The 14,476-nt window shown below is 59.8% G+C and carries 15 protein-coding genes; 7 read left to right on the forward strand and 8 right to left on the reverse strand.

All coding sequences use genetic code 11. From position 1 onward, the window contains the following. Positions 1-239 precede the first annotated feature (239 nt). Positions 240-3,098 (reverse strand): DNA polymerase I, encoded by a 2,859-nt coding sequence (gene polA, locus CRO18_RS11270; RefSeq protein ID WP_097082198.1) that lies wholly within the window; start codon positions 3,096-3,098, stop codon positions 240-242. A 40-nt stretch (positions 3,099-3,138) separates the two neighbouring features. On the opposite strand from polA, the gene CRO18_RS11275 reads away from it, so the two are divergent. Beyond that, positions 3,139-3,657: a hypothetical protein gene (locus CRO18_RS11275; RefSeq protein ID WP_097082199.1), complete on the forward strand. Its 519-nt coding sequence runs from the start codon at positions 3,139-3,141 to the stop codon at positions 3,655-3,657. Between the two features lie 29 nt (positions 3,658-3,686). On the opposite strand, the gene CRO18_RS11280 is transcribed toward CRO18_RS11275, so the two are convergent. The 3 genes from CRO18_RS11280 to CRO18_RS11290 form a co-directional block, all read right to left on the reverse strand. Further along, positions 3,687-3,863 carry a zinc-finger domain-containing protein gene (locus CRO18_RS11280; RefSeq protein WP_076483643.1) on the reverse strand — a complete coding sequence of 59 codons (177 nt, stop codon included), beginning with the start codon at positions 3,861-3,863 and terminating at the stop codon, positions 3,687-3,689. A gap of 91 nt (positions 3,864-3,954) precedes the next feature. Continuing rightward, positions 3,955-4,338: an HIT domain-containing protein gene (locus tag CRO18_RS11285; protein WP_076483644.1), complete on the reverse strand. Its 384-nt coding sequence runs from the start codon at positions 4,336-4,338 to the stop codon at positions 3,955-3,957. A gap of 12 nt (positions 4,339-4,350) precedes the next feature. Beyond that, on the reverse strand, positions 4,351-5,925 hold the full coding sequence (locus CRO18_RS11290) for a DUF5928 domain-containing protein (RefSeq protein ID WP_097082200.1): 1,575 nt from the start codon (positions 5,923-5,925) through the stop codon (positions 4,351-4,353). A gap of 148 nt (positions 5,926-6,073) precedes the next feature. On the opposite strand from CRO18_RS11290, the gene CRO18_RS11295 reads away from it, so the two are divergent. Both CRO18_RS11295 and CRO18_RS11300 read left to right on the forward strand, forming a co-directional pair. After that, a complete protein-coding gene (locus CRO18_RS11295) occupies positions 6,074-6,892 on the forward strand; it encodes a sulfotransferase family protein (RefSeq protein WP_097082201.1) in 819 nt (272 codons plus the stop codon). A gap of 96 nt (positions 6,893-6,988) precedes the next feature. Further along, positions 6,989-7,687, forward strand: coding sequence for a hypothetical protein (locus tag CRO18_RS11300; protein ID WP_143128630.1), 699 nt, complete (start codon positions 6,989-6,991; stop codon positions 7,685-7,687). A 164-nt stretch (positions 7,688-7,851) separates the two neighbouring features. On the opposite strand, the gene CRO18_RS11305 is transcribed toward CRO18_RS11300, so the two are convergent. Then, a complete protein-coding gene (locus CRO18_RS11305; protein WP_097082203.1) occupies positions 7,852-8,838 on the reverse strand; it encodes an adenosine kinase in 987 nt (328 codons plus the stop codon). Beyond that, positions 8,835-9,479 carry an endonuclease III gene (nth, locus tag CRO18_RS11310; RefSeq protein WP_097082204.1) on the reverse strand — a complete coding sequence of 215 codons (645 nt, stop codon included), beginning with the start codon at positions 9,477-9,479 and terminating at the stop codon, positions 8,835-8,837. Before nth ends, CRO18_RS11305 begins: the two co-directional genes overlap by 4 nt. Positions 9,480-9,641: 162 nt before the next feature. On the opposite strand from nth, the gene CRO18_RS11315 reads away from it, so the two are divergent. From CRO18_RS11315 to CRO18_RS11330, 4 genes are all read left to right on the forward strand, one after another. Beyond that, complete coding sequence (locus CRO18_RS11315) at positions 9,642-10,577, forward strand: Hint domain-containing protein (RefSeq protein WP_097082205.1); 936 nt, start codon at positions 9,642-9,644, stop codon at positions 10,575-10,577. Positions 10,578-10,650: 73 nt separating this feature from the next. Continuing rightward, positions 10,651-11,565, forward strand: a complete 915-nt coding sequence (locus CRO18_RS11320; protein WP_076483651.1) for a methylated-DNA--[protein]-cysteine S-methyltransferase — start codon at positions 10,651-10,653, stop codon at positions 11,563-11,565. A gap of 104 nt (positions 11,566-11,669) precedes the next feature. Then, entirely contained in the window at positions 11,670-12,338 is a 669-nt protein-coding gene (locus CRO18_RS11325) for an OmpA family protein (RefSeq protein WP_097082206.1), read from the forward strand. 108 nt (positions 12,339-12,446) lie between these two features. After that, positions 12,447-13,232: a FadR/GntR family transcriptional regulator gene (locus tag CRO18_RS11330; protein ID WP_097082207.1), complete on the forward strand. Its 786-nt coding sequence runs from the start codon at positions 12,447-12,449 to the stop codon at positions 13,230-13,232. A gap of 69 nt (positions 13,233-13,301) precedes the next feature. Here CRO18_RS11330 and CRO18_RS11335 read toward each other — a convergent pair whose 3' ends face one another. Beyond that, positions 13,302-13,859 (reverse strand): F0F1 ATP synthase subunit B, encoded by a 558-nt coding sequence (locus CRO18_RS11335; RefSeq protein ID WP_076483654.1) that lies wholly within the window; start codon positions 13,857-13,859, stop codon positions 13,302-13,304. A 4-nt stretch (positions 13,860-13,863) separates the two neighbouring features. Next, positions 13,864-14,424, reverse strand: a complete 561-nt coding sequence (locus tag CRO18_RS11340; RefSeq protein ID WP_076483655.1) for a F0F1 ATP synthase subunit B' — start codon at positions 14,422-14,424, stop codon at positions 13,864-13,866. Between the last annotated feature and the right edge of the window lie 52 nt (positions 14,425-14,476).

Consider the following 14,476-nt stretch of genomic DNA (forward strand, 5'->3'; position numbering starts at 1 on the left):
GTTTGCGACTCACGCATGTGACTGTGTCACTTTGGCGGACGAACCCCCTGAAAGGTAGTTATTTTATTCGGGTTTTCGCATGCGTTTCGCGCCAAAACCGCACCATCGCGCCAAAAAATATTTTTTAACTCCGCAAATTTGTCGCAGGCGCCTGCGCGGTTTCTCGCGCGTCAAACGACTGCGCCGCGGCACGGGGCCGCGGCGCTAGGCGAGGTGAGTCTCTCGTTTTGGGTGCTTGATTAGTGCGCCTCGGCCCAGCTTGCGCCCTGTCCGGCATCCACGACCAGCGGCAGCGAGAGCTTCACGGCGGGCTCTGCCGCGCCCTCCATCACGCTACGGGCGGCCCCGATCAGCGTCTCAACGGCGCCCTCTTCGACCTCAAAGATCAATTCGTCATGCACCTGCAGCAGCATCCGCGCGGGCAGATCCGCAATCGCTTGCGGCATACGGATCATCGCGCGGCGAATGATATCGGCCGCCGCCCCTTGGATTGGTGCGTTGATCGCGGCGCGTTTGGCAAAGCCCGCGCCGGGGCCTTTGGCATTGATCTCGGGTGTGTGGATTTTGCGGCCAAAGAGCGTTTGCACAAAGCCATGCTCTTTCGCGAAGGCAACCGTCTCATCCATATAAGTGCGAATGCCGGGGAAACGCTCAAAGTAGCGGTCAATGAAGCCCTGCGCCTCGGCGCGCGGAATGCGCAGATTGCGCGCAAGCCCAAAGCCGGAAATGCCGTAGATGACGCCAAAGTTGATCGCCTTGGCTTGGCGGCGGATCATCGGGTCCATCCCCTCCACCGGCACGCCAAACATTTCCGACGCCGTCATCGCGTGAATGTCGATCCCTTGGCGGAAGGCTTCCTTCATCTCGGGCAGGTCGGCCACATGCGCCAAGATGCGCAACTCGATCTGACTATAATCGAGCGACACGATCTTTTGCCCCTCGGGCGCGATGAACGCTTCGCGGATACGACGGCCTTCATCCGACCGGACGGGAATGTTTTGCAAGTTCGGATCGGTGGAGGCAAGCCGCCCGGTGTTGGCCCCCGCAATGCTATAAGAGGTATGCACGCGGCCCGTATCGGGGTTCACATGGGTTTGCAAGGCGTCGGTATAGGTCGATTTCAGCTTCGAAATTTGCCGCCAATCCAAAACCTTAGACGCCAGTTCCGCCGCCTGCTTGTGATCTTCCATCGTGGTGATGTCTTCCAGCACATCCGCCCCGGTGGCATAGGCGCCGGTTTTGCCCTTTTTGCCGCCTGGCACGCCGAGCACATCAAAGAGCACCTCCCCCAATTGCTTGGGGGACCCCACGTTAAAAGGCTGACCCGCGAGGCTGTGAATCTCTTCCTCCAGCCCCACCATGCGCTGCGCAAACACGTTCGACATGCGCGACAGAACTGAAGTATCGACCTTCACGCCCGCCATTTCCATTTCCGCCAAAACCGGCACCAGCGGGCGTTCCAGCGTTTCGTAAACCGTGGTCACCTGCGCGCGCGACAGTTGCGGCTTGAAGGCGCGCCAAAGCCGCAAGGTGATATCGGCATCTTCGGCAGCGTAAGGCGTGGCTTTATCGAGCGCGACCTTGTCAAAGGTGATTTGCGATTTGCCAGAGCCGATCAGATCTTTGATCGGGATCGGGCGATGGCCAAGATATTCCTCCGACAGCGCATCCATCCCGTGGCCATGCAGGCCCGAAAACATCGCGTAAGACATCAGCATCGTGTCATCAAAAGGCGCGACGCGGATGCCGTAGCGGGCAAAAATCTTCCAGTCATATTTCATGTTCTGGCCGATTTTCAGGATCGCATCATCTTCGAGCACGGGCTTTAGGAGCGCGAGCGCCGTGTCAAAGTCCATCTGCCCGGCGACCTTTTCGGCTCCGCCAAAAAGATCATCTCCCCCCGAACTATGGGCCAGCGGAATATAGCAGGCCTTGCCCGGCGCGGTGGCCAGCGACACGCCCACCAAATCTGCCTGCATTTCATCAAGGCCGGTCGTTTCCGTATCTACCGCCACAACGCCCGTCGCGCGCGCCTCGGCAAGCCAAGCCTCCAGCGTTTCGGCATCGCTGATCATCACGTAGCTGGCCGGATCAATCGGCGCATCGGGCACGGCTTGCGGGTCAAGCCGCGGTTGCGGGGCCGCGCCATCGGCCCAAACGGAGGCGGCTTTATCACTGGAGCTTGGGGCGGGAACAGGTGCTTCGCGCCCGAACTTATCCGCCACCCGCTTCGTCAGCGTGCGGAATTCCATCTCATTGAGGAAGCTCAGCAGCTTATCCGGGTCGGGATCTTTGACCTCCAGCGTATCAAGTCCAAACTCAAGCGGCACGGTATCGCATAAAGTCACCAACTGCTTCGAGATGCGAATTTGATCGGCGAAGTTGATCAGCGTTTCGCGGCGCTTGGGCTGTTTGATCTCGCTTGCGCGCTCCAAAAGCGTTTCAAGGTCGCCATAATCCGCAATCAGTTGCGCGGCAGTTTTGATGCCGATCCCCGGCGCGCCGGGCACGTTATCGACCGAATCCCCCGCCAATGCCTGCACATCCACCACCTTCTCAGGTCGAACGCCGAATTTGGCCTCCACCTCATCGGGGCCGATCACAAGGTTTTTCATCGCGTCGAGCATGCCAACGCCATTGCCGACCAATTGCATCAGGTCTTTGTCAGACGAGATGATGGTCACACGCCCCCCCGCCTCGCGCGCTTGGCGCGCCAAAGTGGCAATGATGTCATCGGCCTCGAACCCTTCGATCTCAAGGCAGGCGAGGTTGAACGCCCTCGTGGCCTCCCGCGTGAGCGGAAATTGCGGGCGCAAATCCTCGGGCGCGGGCGGGCGGTTTTCTTTGTAGGCGGGGTAAATCTCGTTGCGGAAGGTCTTGGAGCTATAGTCAAAGATCACCGCCGCATGGGTGGGCGCATCATCGCCCTTCGCTTCCTCAATGTAGCGGTAGATCATATTGGTGAAGCCCGCGACGGCCCCCACCGGCAGCCCGTCAGACTTGCGCGTCAGCGGCGGCAGCGCGTGATAGGCACGGAAGATGAAAGCCGAGCCGTCGATCAAATGCAGATGGCATCCCTTGCCGAAACCGCCGCCCATATGCTTATCTCCCCTCAGTCCATTTATAGCAGGTATTGCCATGTTACGGCCCCTCATTCCAGCGCTCGCCGCCCTTGGCCTGTTCGCAACCTCGGTTCCCGCGCAAGAGTTGCGCCCGGTCCAGCCCAAACCCGCCGATGATCGCACGGCCGCCACAGAACTCCACGCCCCCTGCGAAATGACCGAGGATAGCGAAAGCTGCTCCCGCGTTCTGGCTTGCGTTGGAGAAAGCGGCCTGTGGTTTGCTGGGCGCGCGATCGGGCGCGGCACAGGCGTGTTGCGCGGCGCCTTATCAAATGGGGTGACCTGCGGCGGAACTTGGACCGAAAGCAATTGGTTTGGTGCGGGACAAGCCGATGTCACCTGTTCAAACGGCGAAACCGGGCGCGTCTATTTTACCTATCAAGATCGCTGGACCGGGACCGCAACGGGCAATGGTAGCATGAGCGGGGGAAACCGGATTGAAATCTGGTCGGGCAATCGCGTTCCAGAATTCCTGCAAAACACCACCGGCCAACCAGCCCTTCCCTGCGGAGAGGCCGCCATCCCGATCAGCTAAGGCCATGTGGACGGGATGGCCGCTTGATCTCAGTGGTCGTCGTGCGCGTGTTCGCGGTCAATCACGAAGGTTTTGCCGCAATAGGGGCAAACCGTTTGGCCTTCGTCTTGCGGGATCGTCAGCCAAACGCGCGGGTGCCCACCTTCGCCCCCATCACAGGCCACTTTCCAGCTGGTCACGGTCTGGGTCTCGGGGGTGTTGGTCATGGCAAGCTCCCTGCATGCTGGGCCGAAATTGGTTGTCCGTGATTTACGCGAAAAGACCGCCGCCGAGCAAGCACTCCTGCGGCGCTCTGCCTCAGTCTTCGGAAAGGATCATCGGGCCAATGTTGCGCCCGGCCAGAATGTGCAGGTGGAAATGCGGCACTTCTTGCACGCCATGCTCCCCCGCATTGGTGATCGCGCGGAAGCCTTTGCCGCCCGAATGTGCCTCGGCACCCACCAGTTTCACCACCTCAGCCACAGCACGCGAGAAATCGACGATCTCTTCCGCGCTCGCTGCGGCACAGAAGTGGTCATAGGTGACATAGGGCCCCTTCGGGATCACCAGCACATGCGCGGGTGCTTTGGGCGCGATATCGGCGAAGGCCAGCGTATGCTCGGTTTCATAGACCGTTTTATTGGGGATCTCGCCGCGCAGGATGCGGGCAAAGATATTCGTATCGTCATAGACATAGGCCAAAGTCGTGTCTCCTTAATCGACGAACAGATAATCGGTGGCCGCGATCTGCTGCGCAAGCTCTGTCTTGATGCCAAGGAATTGCGCCAAGGCATGGGCGTTTTCCTCGGGGCTAGCCGCCTCGCGCATGCGCGAAAAGTTCGGGAATTGCGCGTCGCGCATCTGATCGCTTTCGTGCTGAAGGTCATAGCGGATCGTCGGCAAGAGCCGATCCAGCACCTCGCGTGAGGTATGTTCCCCGGCCAAGCCCACCCGCCGGGCGTGACCAATGAGATACTCATCCGAGAAGTAGCATTCGACCTCTAGCACCCGCGTGGTGCATTTGTCCGAGGTGAAATCCTGCATCAGTTCGAGCCCCGCCGGATCGAGGCAAATCACCAGCCGGTCGCTTTCATAATAGTCAAACAACATCCGCAGCAACGCGCGGCGGTGTCGGTTGCGCTTATCGACCGTGCGCTCGATCCCGCCCAAATCAGGCAGACCGCCCTCTTCGTTGAACAGATATTCGATCACCGGAAGCCCGGCATGATGGTGCACCTGCTCTACGAGCCGTTTGGCGACATGCCACTTCTTGCACACGACCATCATCAGCGTGCGTTCACGCCCAAGGGTGGATTCGCGCTCCCAAAAGCGCGGCGCAAACCGCCGCCCGATCCGCCCGCGACCGGTTAGAAAGGCAAAAAGCGCCCGGCCTTCGTTTGAAATGTCGAAACTCACCCCTTCGGCCTGCCACAACGCGCCAAGCCGTTCCTTCAGTTCAACCGCATCGGGGCTGATTTTGCGGGCAAACAGATAGTCTTGCCCCAAAAGAAGATCGTAGTGGTCGTTGTAAAACGTCACCGGCATACCGTAATCGGTGAACATCAAGAAGGTGAGCGTCCGATTGCGGATTTCCTTTTCCGGCACGACATGGCGCACGATGGTCTGGAAAAAGGTCTCGTCCGGGATCCATGTGGTGCGGAAAAACCGCATCACATCGGGGCGTTCGCGGCAGAAATCGAGCACCCATTCAATCGTGCGCCGCCGCAGGCACCACCATTGCGAGCCGATCATCATCTGGATGTCATCGGGGATCTTGCGGGTCAGATTGAACTTCTTTTGCAGATCAAACGCAGCATAGAACCGCTTCGGCTGGGTGCGTTCATTGAACCAGTGCCGATAGACTAGCCGCTCTTCCTTGAAGCCGGTCTTGATCCAGTCTGAGGCGAAGAAATCGAAGCTCTCGATATAATCCACATCCTCGGCATCCAGGAAACGATGCGCGAATTCCGCACTTTTGATCTGCATGCAATCGCCTGAAAGCATGTAGAAATGCGTGGCTTTGGGGAAGGCTTCAACCGCTGCCCGCACCGCTTCAAGCGTTGCCCCCACAAGGCTCCATTCGCCCCAACCGCATTTGCGCCGCTTGCGCGCGAAAGTCACCGACGGGTTGGTTTCCAGCGCCGATTTGATGCGCTCAAAGTCTTCTGGCTTGGCGCGTGCATCAAAGTGGATGGAGACATAGTCACCCGCCGAGGTCAGCCGCTCGGCCTGAGCAATGATCCCTTCGGGATCTTTGTGAGTGAGCAGGATGAAGGCGATTTTTGCCATTTGGGAAACAGCTCGTCCGCGGTTTTGGGTTTATCTGTGGTAATAGCGCCAAAGGGCATTGAAAAAACAGAGCTTCTTTGCTTCATGGGAAGGAATTCTCAAAAGATCGGTGCGAAAGGTCATCGCATCGAAGTTGGAGGCTGAGTTTATGGGGTTTCCCGGAACCTGGATGACCGAAAGCGAAAGCGTCGTCTATCGCGTCGTTCCCAAATGCGCCTGCTCGTCGATCGGGCAGATCATGTTCTACTCCGACCATGGCCGCTTCTTTGATGGCGACATCCACGACAGCACCTCGGGGCTGCATAAATGGAGCCAAGACGAGAGCCAAAAGGCGATTGAGCGCAATGTGAAGGGGCACCAAAGCTACGCCTTCACCTGCGTGCGCAACCCCTATGCGCGGATTCTGAGCTCGTTCTTTGACAAGATCGCGGGCATTCAAAGGAACGGCAAACGCTACCGGGGCAACCTTGTGCCGCAACTGATCCAGAAATACGGCATCGAGGTCGGCAGCCCGGAAGACAATTTCGATTTCGATCAGGTGAAGTCGTTCCGCCGCTTCTTGCTATTCGCGCGCGATACCATCCGCTGGCGTCGCCCGATGGAACCCGACATCCACTGGTCCGCCATGTCGGGGCATATCTCGACCTTCATCGTCAACGGTGGCCAATACGACCACATCTTCTTCACCGAGAAGTTCAACGAGGGGATGCAAGTCGTGCTCGACAATATCGAGACCGCGCATCCGATCGACCTCGCCACGATCCCGCGCTTCAACGAAAGCGAAGGCCACGGGCCGAAACGCGCGCATAAGGTGAGCGACTATTTCGACGACCTGTCGCGCCATCTGGTGTGGGAAATCTACAAGAAGGATTTCCAGCTGTTCAAATATGACTTCGACGACCCAGACAATAAGATGCCAATCGGCGAGGTTGATCTCGCCGAGGTTCACGCGAAGCTTGGAGATTAAGTAACGGGCGCCCTAGGGCGCCCGTTACAACTTTGAGCGGAAACCCCAAAGCGACACACACGAAAAATGAAACCTAACTATTTTTGCGAGGGCTGATTGCGTCTCTTGATCGGCCCTTCGAACGCCGGAAAATCGACTTGGATTGAACGCACCGCGCCCACGAACGTGTGTTACGCATTTCAATTCGTTTATGGTGGCTTCCCAAGCCAAGACTCGGTGCTTCACTACAACCTGCTGTTTCTTGCGCTCGCCCGGCAAAAGAACAGGCTTTCGCTTGAGTCATGGGATCTTCTTGAGGATCCCTTCTTAGACAGATGCCTCAGCTATGGCTTTACCCATGAAGCGACCGTGATCGTCGCGCCAATTGGCGACCTTCTGTCTCGGGCGAAACGGCGCAGGAGGATCGAGAAGAGCTTGCCCCGAACGGGCGCGTATCCAAAAGACACTTGGTTGCCGATCTTGGAGGTCGTCAACATTCACGCGATGTACCAAACGCTCTTCGACATTCTGGAGAGCCGAGCGATCCCATACCAAATTCTGTTCAACGGGAACCGGCGAAAACCGCAGATGCACGAAATCACCCGCTCCGACGTGCCTGACGCACTTAGCGGGACTTATGTTGGCCTGTCCGATGGTGAAGCGGATGCGGGATGGGACCGACCGCTCAGAACAGCTTACTGTCGTTCCATGAGCGTTGTTCGAGATGACCTTCGTCAGTTCCTGCTGGCCCCGGCAAAGCGACTGTGGCTGAAGGCCGGAGCGCTTTTCTCCAATGTCTCCACGCCCAAACCCTAACATTTCACGCCGACAGCACATCTCACCGTGATCGCTTACCCGGCGGCCCCGCGCAAAATCGCACCGGTCCATTTTTCGCCCTGCGCTCAAATGATCGCTTGGCATAAAGACGAAGGGCGCCACAACGGCGCCCTTTCTCATGGATCACTTTTCACGGGGGACCGTTACACGAGACCTTCAGCGCGGAACATGTCCAAGATATCCGCTTCAGGGCGCGCGCCGTAATGGCTGATGACTTCGGCGGCCGCGACGCAGCCCATACGGCCCGCAACGTCAAGCGGCTTGCCGGTGGCATAGCCATAAAGGAAGCCCGCCGCGAATTGGTCGCCCGCACCGGTCGCATCTACCGGCACCACGCGGTGCACCGGCACTTCGACCCGCTCTTCACCACGGATCAACACCACATCGGCGCCCGAACGGGTGCAAACCACCAAGCCGCATTCCGTCGCCGCTTGTTTCAACGCGCTCTCGAGATCGGTCTGGTAGAGCGAGGCCCATTCGTGCTCGTTCCCGAGCGCGAAATCCATCTCCTCTTTCACCAAGCGACGGAAGCTGTCGCGGTGGCGATCGACACAGAACGGGTCGGAAAGCGAAATGCCCGCACGCCCGCCGCCCCGATGGCAGCCCTGCGCCGCCTTGAGGAACCCGGCCTTGCCGTGGTCTTTGTCAAAAAGATACCCCTCGAGGAACAGGATCTCGGTGCTTTCCACCACCTCAAGCGGCACGTCCTCGGTGGAGAGCTCTGCCGAAATGCCCAAGTAGGTATTCATCGAGCGCTCGCCATCCGGGGTCACGAAGATCATCGACCGCGAGGAGGGCAGATCGGCCCCTTTCACCGGCGGATTCGGAAAATCGGTGCCTTCCGCTTTCAGTGCGGCCTCATAAAAGTGACCAAGCCCATCGTCTGCCACCCGGCCAATGAAGGCGGTTTTCAAACCAAGGTTGCCCAGCCCCGCGATGGTGTTGCCGACAGAACCGCCGGGCGCCTCGGTCCGCTCTGACATTGCATCATAAAGCGTTTCGGCCCGATCCTGCTCGATCAGTTGCATCACGCCCTTGTCGATGCCGTTCACATCCAAAAACGCGTCTTCACATTGGGCAATCACATCGACAATCGCGTTGCCGATCCCGACAACCTGATATTTCTTCATTCGGTTTTCTCCTCAAAGCCGCACAGATCGCGGATCAGGCAATCGGCGCAGCGGGGTTTGCGGGCGGTGCAAATGTAGCGCCCATGCAAAATCAGCCAGTGATGCGCATGGCGCTGCCACTCCACCGGCACATTGTCTTCAATCGCGCGCTCCACCACATCGACATCTTTGCCGGGGCAAATGCCGCTGCGGTTGCCGACGCGGAAAATATGGGTATCGACCGCCTGTGCCGGATGCCCCCACCACATATTGAGCACGACATTGGCGGTTTTGCGCCCCACCCCGGGCAAGCTGATCAGCGCCGCACGCGACGAGGGCACCTCGCCACCATATTGCTCGACCAAAATCCGGCTGAGCTTGATCACATTCTTGGCCTTGTTGCGGTAAAGCCCGATAGACTTGATATGCTCGATCAACCCGTCTTCGCCCAAATCCAGCATCTTTTGCGGGGTATCGGCCACCGGCCACAGCGCGCGGGTCGCTTTGTTCACGCCCACATCGGTCGCTTGGGCAGAAAGCGCCACCGCCACCAAAAGCGTAAAGGCGTTGGTATGCTCCAATTCGCCTTTGGGATGCGGTTCCGCCGCCGAAAATCGACGGAAAACCTCTTGCATGCGGGTGTAATCAAGCTGCGCGACCATAGACCTCTTCTGCCCGGCAGATCGAAAACGGGCAAGAGGGCGTGCCGCCTCTTAACCAGATTTGGTGAAATGGAGACGTTTCGTCACTGCTGTTAACGCTTCATTTGCCGTGATCGGGGAAAACTGGACGTCGAGTCGGGGTGCAGCACGGCAGGAGGTGTTATGGAATACGGCTATCCGGTTTCGGTTCTCAATTTTGATGCCGAACGCAAGCTGTGGTCGCTTGCCTATGACTTTGATGCCGCCACGATGATGTGGACCGTCTTGCACACCGAAGAAGGTGCCCAGTTGCATGATGCCCTGGGCGCCACGGTGATGCAGGGCACGATGACAGCCGATGTGCCGCTGATCCTTGAAAAGCCCGAGGGTGGCACACTGCGGCTCGACCGGATCGAGATTGATGGCGTATTGTGCCTTTTCATGCCCTCTGATCATCTGACGCCGGGCACCGAATACCCCGAGGCGGAGCCCTTCGCCCTGCCCGCGCGCGCCGCCAGCCCCGAAGAAATTGCCGTGATCCCCTCGCTTGGCACCGGCGCGATGATTGCGACCGCCGAAGGCCCCACCCCCATTGATTGGCTGCGCCCGGGAGACCGCGTGCTAACGCGCGACAATGGCTATCAATCGCTTCTTTGGGTCGGTGTGCATACGATGCCGCGCCGCGCCCCCGAAGAAACCCGCCCGCTGGTTCTGGCCGCCAATTGCTTTGGCGAAGCACTACCTGAACGCGACGTGCTGCTCTCTCCGGGCACCGGGGTTTTGCTGGCAGGTCACGAATTGGAACTCTGGTTTGGTGAAAGCGAGATGTTCGCAAAGGCCAAACATGCGCTGCCCAAAGCCGAAGCCGGGCCGGGGCGCCAACAGCTTTACTCCATGCTGTTCCCAACGCCGGAGGTGGTGCTCGCAGATGGGATGTGGGTCTCGACCGTGCATGCCGATGCGCCCTACCTATCCCTTCTGCCTGACCGGATGCGCGGCGCGCTTTCGGCCCGTGTGGTGGCTGGGCATAAAGATGCTGCGCGCGCTTGGCTTGAAGATTGGGAAGTGGCCATGTTCCGCCGCGAGCGCATTGCGCGGGCGCGCCGTTTGGCCGCTTAAAGCGCCTCGAAATCACAGCTTTCGGGTCGCTATGCTGTCCCACGCGGGCTAGTCTTCAGGCAAGGAGACCCCCATGCCCGCGCCAGCCCCCACCAACACCTCGCTTGAAGACAGCTATCACTACCGGGTGATAGCCCGCGCGATTGCCGAAATCGATGCCGCACAGGCCGAGGCTTTGGCGGCAGGGCTGCCGGCACAAATCTCCCTCACCGATCTGGCCGCGCGACTTGGCTTTTCGGCGGCGCATTTCCAAAAGCTCTTCACCGCTTGGGCAGGCGTCTCCCCCAAGCGCTACACACAATATTTGTCGCTTTCGCTTGCACGCGACCTCTTGGCTGGGCAGTTGCCGCTTGAGCAGGTGGCCGCCGCTGCAGGGCTTTCCACCGCCTCGCGGCTGCATGATCTGATCCTGCGATGGGAAGCGATGACACCGGGGGAATTTGCCGCTGGGGCGGCGGGGCAAGTGATCCGCTGGGGGCGTTTTGCCTCCCCATTTGGCGAAGCGCTGATCTTTGCAACAGAGCGCGGCATTTGCGGGTTGGCCTTCACCGCGGAACTTGGCTTTGACGCGGCCTTCATCGACATGATCCGCCGGTGGCCCGGGGCTGAATTGCGCGAAGACCCTGTAACGCTCGCCCCCTTGGCCACGGCAGCCCTCGGGGGGCAAGGGGAGGTCGCGCTTTCCCTGATTGGCGCGCCTTTCCAACTCAAGGTCTGGGAGGCCCTCTTGGCGCTGCCGCCCGGCGCCGTCACCACCTATTCGGCGCTGGCAAGCCAAATCAACGCGCCGAAAGCGGCGCGGGCTGTTGGCACGGCCGTTGGCCGCAATCCGATTGCGCTTTTGATCCCCTGCCACCGGGTTTTGCGGCAATCGGGAGGCCTTGGCGGCTACCATTGGGGCTTACCGGTCAAACGCGCGATCTTGGCGCGTGAGGCGGCGCGGCGTGACGCTCAAGCCCCTCTATCACAAACGCTCGCCCAGAAGTGATGCGCGGAAACCTGCCCGAAATCTGCACAGGCATGGAACATAATCCGCTTTCTGGCGTATGGTAAAAGCAATGGCCGAAAGGCTGCGCAAAGACAGGGCAGATCATGACGAAATCACCGCTTCTCCTCGGCTCCGCCGTGGCTCTTCTGGCGCTTGGCGCCTGCACCGATCCTTATAGCCAAGGCTATAATGGGAACGCCGACCCGAATGCCAATACGCGCGGAGGCGCCATCACCGGAGCCTTGATTGGCGGCGCGATTGGGGCCAGCAGCGGCGGAGACGAGCGGCTGACGAAAGCGGCTGCGGGCGCCATTGTTGGCGGGCTGATTGGTGGCGCCATCGGCAACCAACTCGACCGGCAAGCGCAAGAGCTGCGCCGCGATCTGGACACCAACGGCGTCTCTGTCGTCAACACCGGCAACCAGCTTGTTGTGACGATGCCGCAAGACGTGCTTTTCGCAACCGATAGTTCCAGCGTGCGGCCTGACCTGCAACGCGATCTCTACACGCTCGCAGGCAGCCTGAACCGCTACCACGACACCACGGTCGAGGTGATCGGCCATACCGATGCCGATGGCGATGCCTCGTATAACCAGCGCCTGTCTGAGGCGCGCGCGCGCTCGGTTGCCGATATTCTTGTGGGTGCTGGCGTGCCGCGTCAGCGCGTGGTGGCCTATGGCCGGGGCGAAGATCAGCCTGTGGCCTCGAACTACACCCCCGAGGGCAAAGCGCAAAACCGCCGCGTCGAATTTATCATCCGCCCGAACCAATAAGGGCGTATACCTTCACTCAAAAGCCGGGCCTGCTACCCCGCTGGCCCGGCTTTCTTTTCTTGCCCGCCCTTTGGATTGGTCATAGTTTCTGACCGCGAGGGGGAGAGCATGCCATTTCAGAAGATTGAATCCGAAAAGCTGGCTTCGGCCGTTGTGCGTCAGATAGAAAATCTGATCTTGCAAGGCGTGCTGCGCCCCGGCGAACGCCTGCCCTCAGAGCGCGAATTGTCTGAGCGCTTGGCCGTATCGCGCCCCAGCCTGCGCGAGGCGGTAGCCGAACTGCAAGAAGCGGGGCTTTTGACCACCCGCGCAGGTTCGGGCATCTTCGTTGCCGAAGTGCTCGGCCATGCGTTCTCACCTGCGCTGATCCGGCTTTTTGCCCGCAACGATCAGGCGGTGTTCGACTATCTCACTTTCCGACGCGACCTCGAGGGCATGGCCGCGGAGCGCGCCGCAAAGCTGGGCTCCGACACCGATTTGAAGGTGATCGACACGCTTTTCGCCCGCATGGAAGCCGCGCATAGCAAACGCAATCCCGCCGATGAAGCCAGCCTTGATGCGCAGTTTCATATGGCGATTGTGGAGGCCGGGCATAACATCATCATGCTGCATATGATGCGCTCGATGTTCGACCTGCTGGCGGAGGGCGTTTTCTACAATCGGCAGATCATGTTCCGCAATCGCTCCACCCGCGACGCGCTTTTGGAACAGCATCGTGGCATCAACGCCGCCATTCAGGCACGCGATGGCGCCGCCGCCCGCGCCGCTGTGGCCGCGCATATGGAATTCGTGGAAAAGGCCTTGGCCGAGCAGCGCAAGACCGAGCGGCATGAGGCGCTGGCGCGTCTACGCCTGCAACACCAAAACGAGAAAAGCGCGAAGCCCGAGGGGTGAGCGAACCCATCCCCGAAACACAAAAAACCCGGCCAAGGGCCGGGTTTTTCAAGTCTGCCGTCGTTTGGCTCAGTGAAGACGGGTTTCCACTTCGGCAATCGCCGAGTCGATAAGCCCCGCTTTGTCGGCCGCCGACATTTGCTTCGCCAGAACCTCGCCCGCAGCGGCAACAGCCACTTGCACGGCACGGTCTTTGACTTCTTTCACCGCCGCAGCTTCCGCCGAGGTGATGCGATCTTCGGCCGCCTTCAGACGGCGCTCAATCGCCACCTTCAGGTCTTCTTTCGCTTGCTCAGCAGCCAGTTGCGCATCGCGCTTGGCAGCCACAACAATCTCTTCGGCCTGGCTCGTCACTTCGCGCGCTTTGCGCTCGTAAGACGCAAGGATCGTCTGCGCTTCTTCACGCAGCGCCCGGGCTTCTTCCAACTCGGCCTTGATGCCTTCGGCACGCTTATCAAGCATACCCATCAGCATCGACGGAACCTTGAACTTCAGCAGCACGCCGATGAAGATCAAGAACGCGACCAAGATCACGAAATGCGCGTTGCGCAGCGAGAAGAACGGGCCTTCCGACGCGAACGCCGGAGAGGCAGAGAGCGTCACGAGCAGGAACATAAGTTTCTTCATCGTGTTACCCTTTCACCCGCGCATCCACAGCCGCCGAGAGCGCGGCCGCATCGGCTTTGCCACCCAGCGCCGCAACGATTTCGGCTGCGGTCTCAGAAGCCACCGTTTGCACGGCTTCCAGAGCACCGGCCCGGATCTCCCCGATCGCGGCTTCCGATTGCGCCAGACGCCCGGCGATTTCCGCATCGGCTTTGGCCGTCGCGGCGTCGAGTTCTTTTTGAATCTCGGCCCGGGTCTCGGCGATGATCTTTTGCGCTTGCGCGCGAGCATCGGCGAGCGCCTTGTCATAGGCGGCCTCGGCTTCTTTCGCCTTCAGCTTGTATTCTTCAGCTGCAGCGATATCGCCCGAGATCGTGCCTTGACGATCTGCCAGTACCGAAGCGATGCGCGGAAGCGCAATGCGCGTCAGAAGCCAGTAGATCACGACCAGGGTCACCAGCAACCAGAAGATCTGGTTCGGGAAGGTCGAAAAGTCGAGCTGCGGCATTCCGCCTTTTTCTGCGGCTTCGGCGGCATGACCGGCGACAGCGGCAGCGGCGTCGACCGCGTGTGTTTCGTTTGCCATGTCGTCCCCCTGGACCCCTCAGTTACCGGGTGGGCACGTCGCGCCCACCCGA

This window comes from Rhodobacter sp. JA431 (assembly GCF_900217725.1).
Lineage (GTDB): Bacteria > Pseudomonadota > Alphaproteobacteria > Rhodobacterales > Rhodobacteraceae > Rhodobacter > Rhodobacter aestuarii.

Excerpts from the sequence above, each read along its gene's own strand:
- polA (WP_097082198.1), bottom strand. The coding sequence starts at position 3,098 with ATGGGCGGCGGTTTCGGCAAGGGATGCCATCTGCATTTGATCGACGGC.
- CRO18_RS11275 (WP_097082199.1), top strand. The coding sequence starts at position 3,139 with ATGTTACGGCCCCTCATTCCAGCGCTCGCCGCCCTTGGCCTGTTCGCA.
- CRO18_RS11280 (WP_076483643.1), bottom strand. The coding sequence starts at position 3,863 with ATGACCAACACCCCCGAGACCCAGACCGTGACCAGCTGGAAAGTGGCC.
- CRO18_RS11290 (WP_097082200.1), bottom strand. The coding sequence starts at position 5,925 with ATGGCAAAAATCGCCTTCATCCTGCTCACTCACAAAGATCCCGAAGGG.
- CRO18_RS11295 (WP_097082201.1), top strand. The coding sequence starts at position 6,074 with ATGGGGTTTCCCGGAACCTGGATGACCGAAAGCGAAAGCGTCGTCTAT.
- CRO18_RS11305 (WP_097082203.1), bottom strand. The coding sequence starts at position 8,838 with ATGAAGAAATATCAGGTTGTCGGGATCGGCAACGCGATTGTCGATGTG.
- nth (WP_097082204.1), bottom strand. The coding sequence starts at position 9,479 with ATGGTCGCGCAGCTTGATTACACCCGCATGCAAGAGGTTTTCCGTCGA.
- CRO18_RS11315 (WP_097082205.1), top strand. The coding sequence starts at position 9,642 with ATGGAATACGGCTATCCGGTTTCGGTTCTCAATTTTGATGCCGAACGC.
- CRO18_RS11320 (WP_076483651.1), top strand. The coding sequence starts at position 10,651 with ATGCCCGCGCCAGCCCCCACCAACACCTCGCTTGAAGACAGCTATCAC.
- CRO18_RS11325 (WP_097082206.1), top strand. The coding sequence starts at position 11,670 with ATGACGAAATCACCGCTTCTCCTCGGCTCCGCCGTGGCTCTTCTGGCG.
- CRO18_RS11330 (WP_097082207.1), top strand. The coding sequence starts at position 12,447 with ATGCCATTTCAGAAGATTGAATCCGAAAAGCTGGCTTCGGCCGTTGTG.
- CRO18_RS11335 (WP_076483654.1), bottom strand. The coding sequence starts at position 13,859 with ATGAAGAAACTTATGTTCCTGCTCGTGACGCTCTCTGCCTCTCCGGCG.
- CRO18_RS11340 (WP_076483655.1), bottom strand. The coding sequence starts at position 14,424 with ATGGCAAACGAAACACACGCGGTCGACGCCGCTGCCGCTGTCGCCGGT.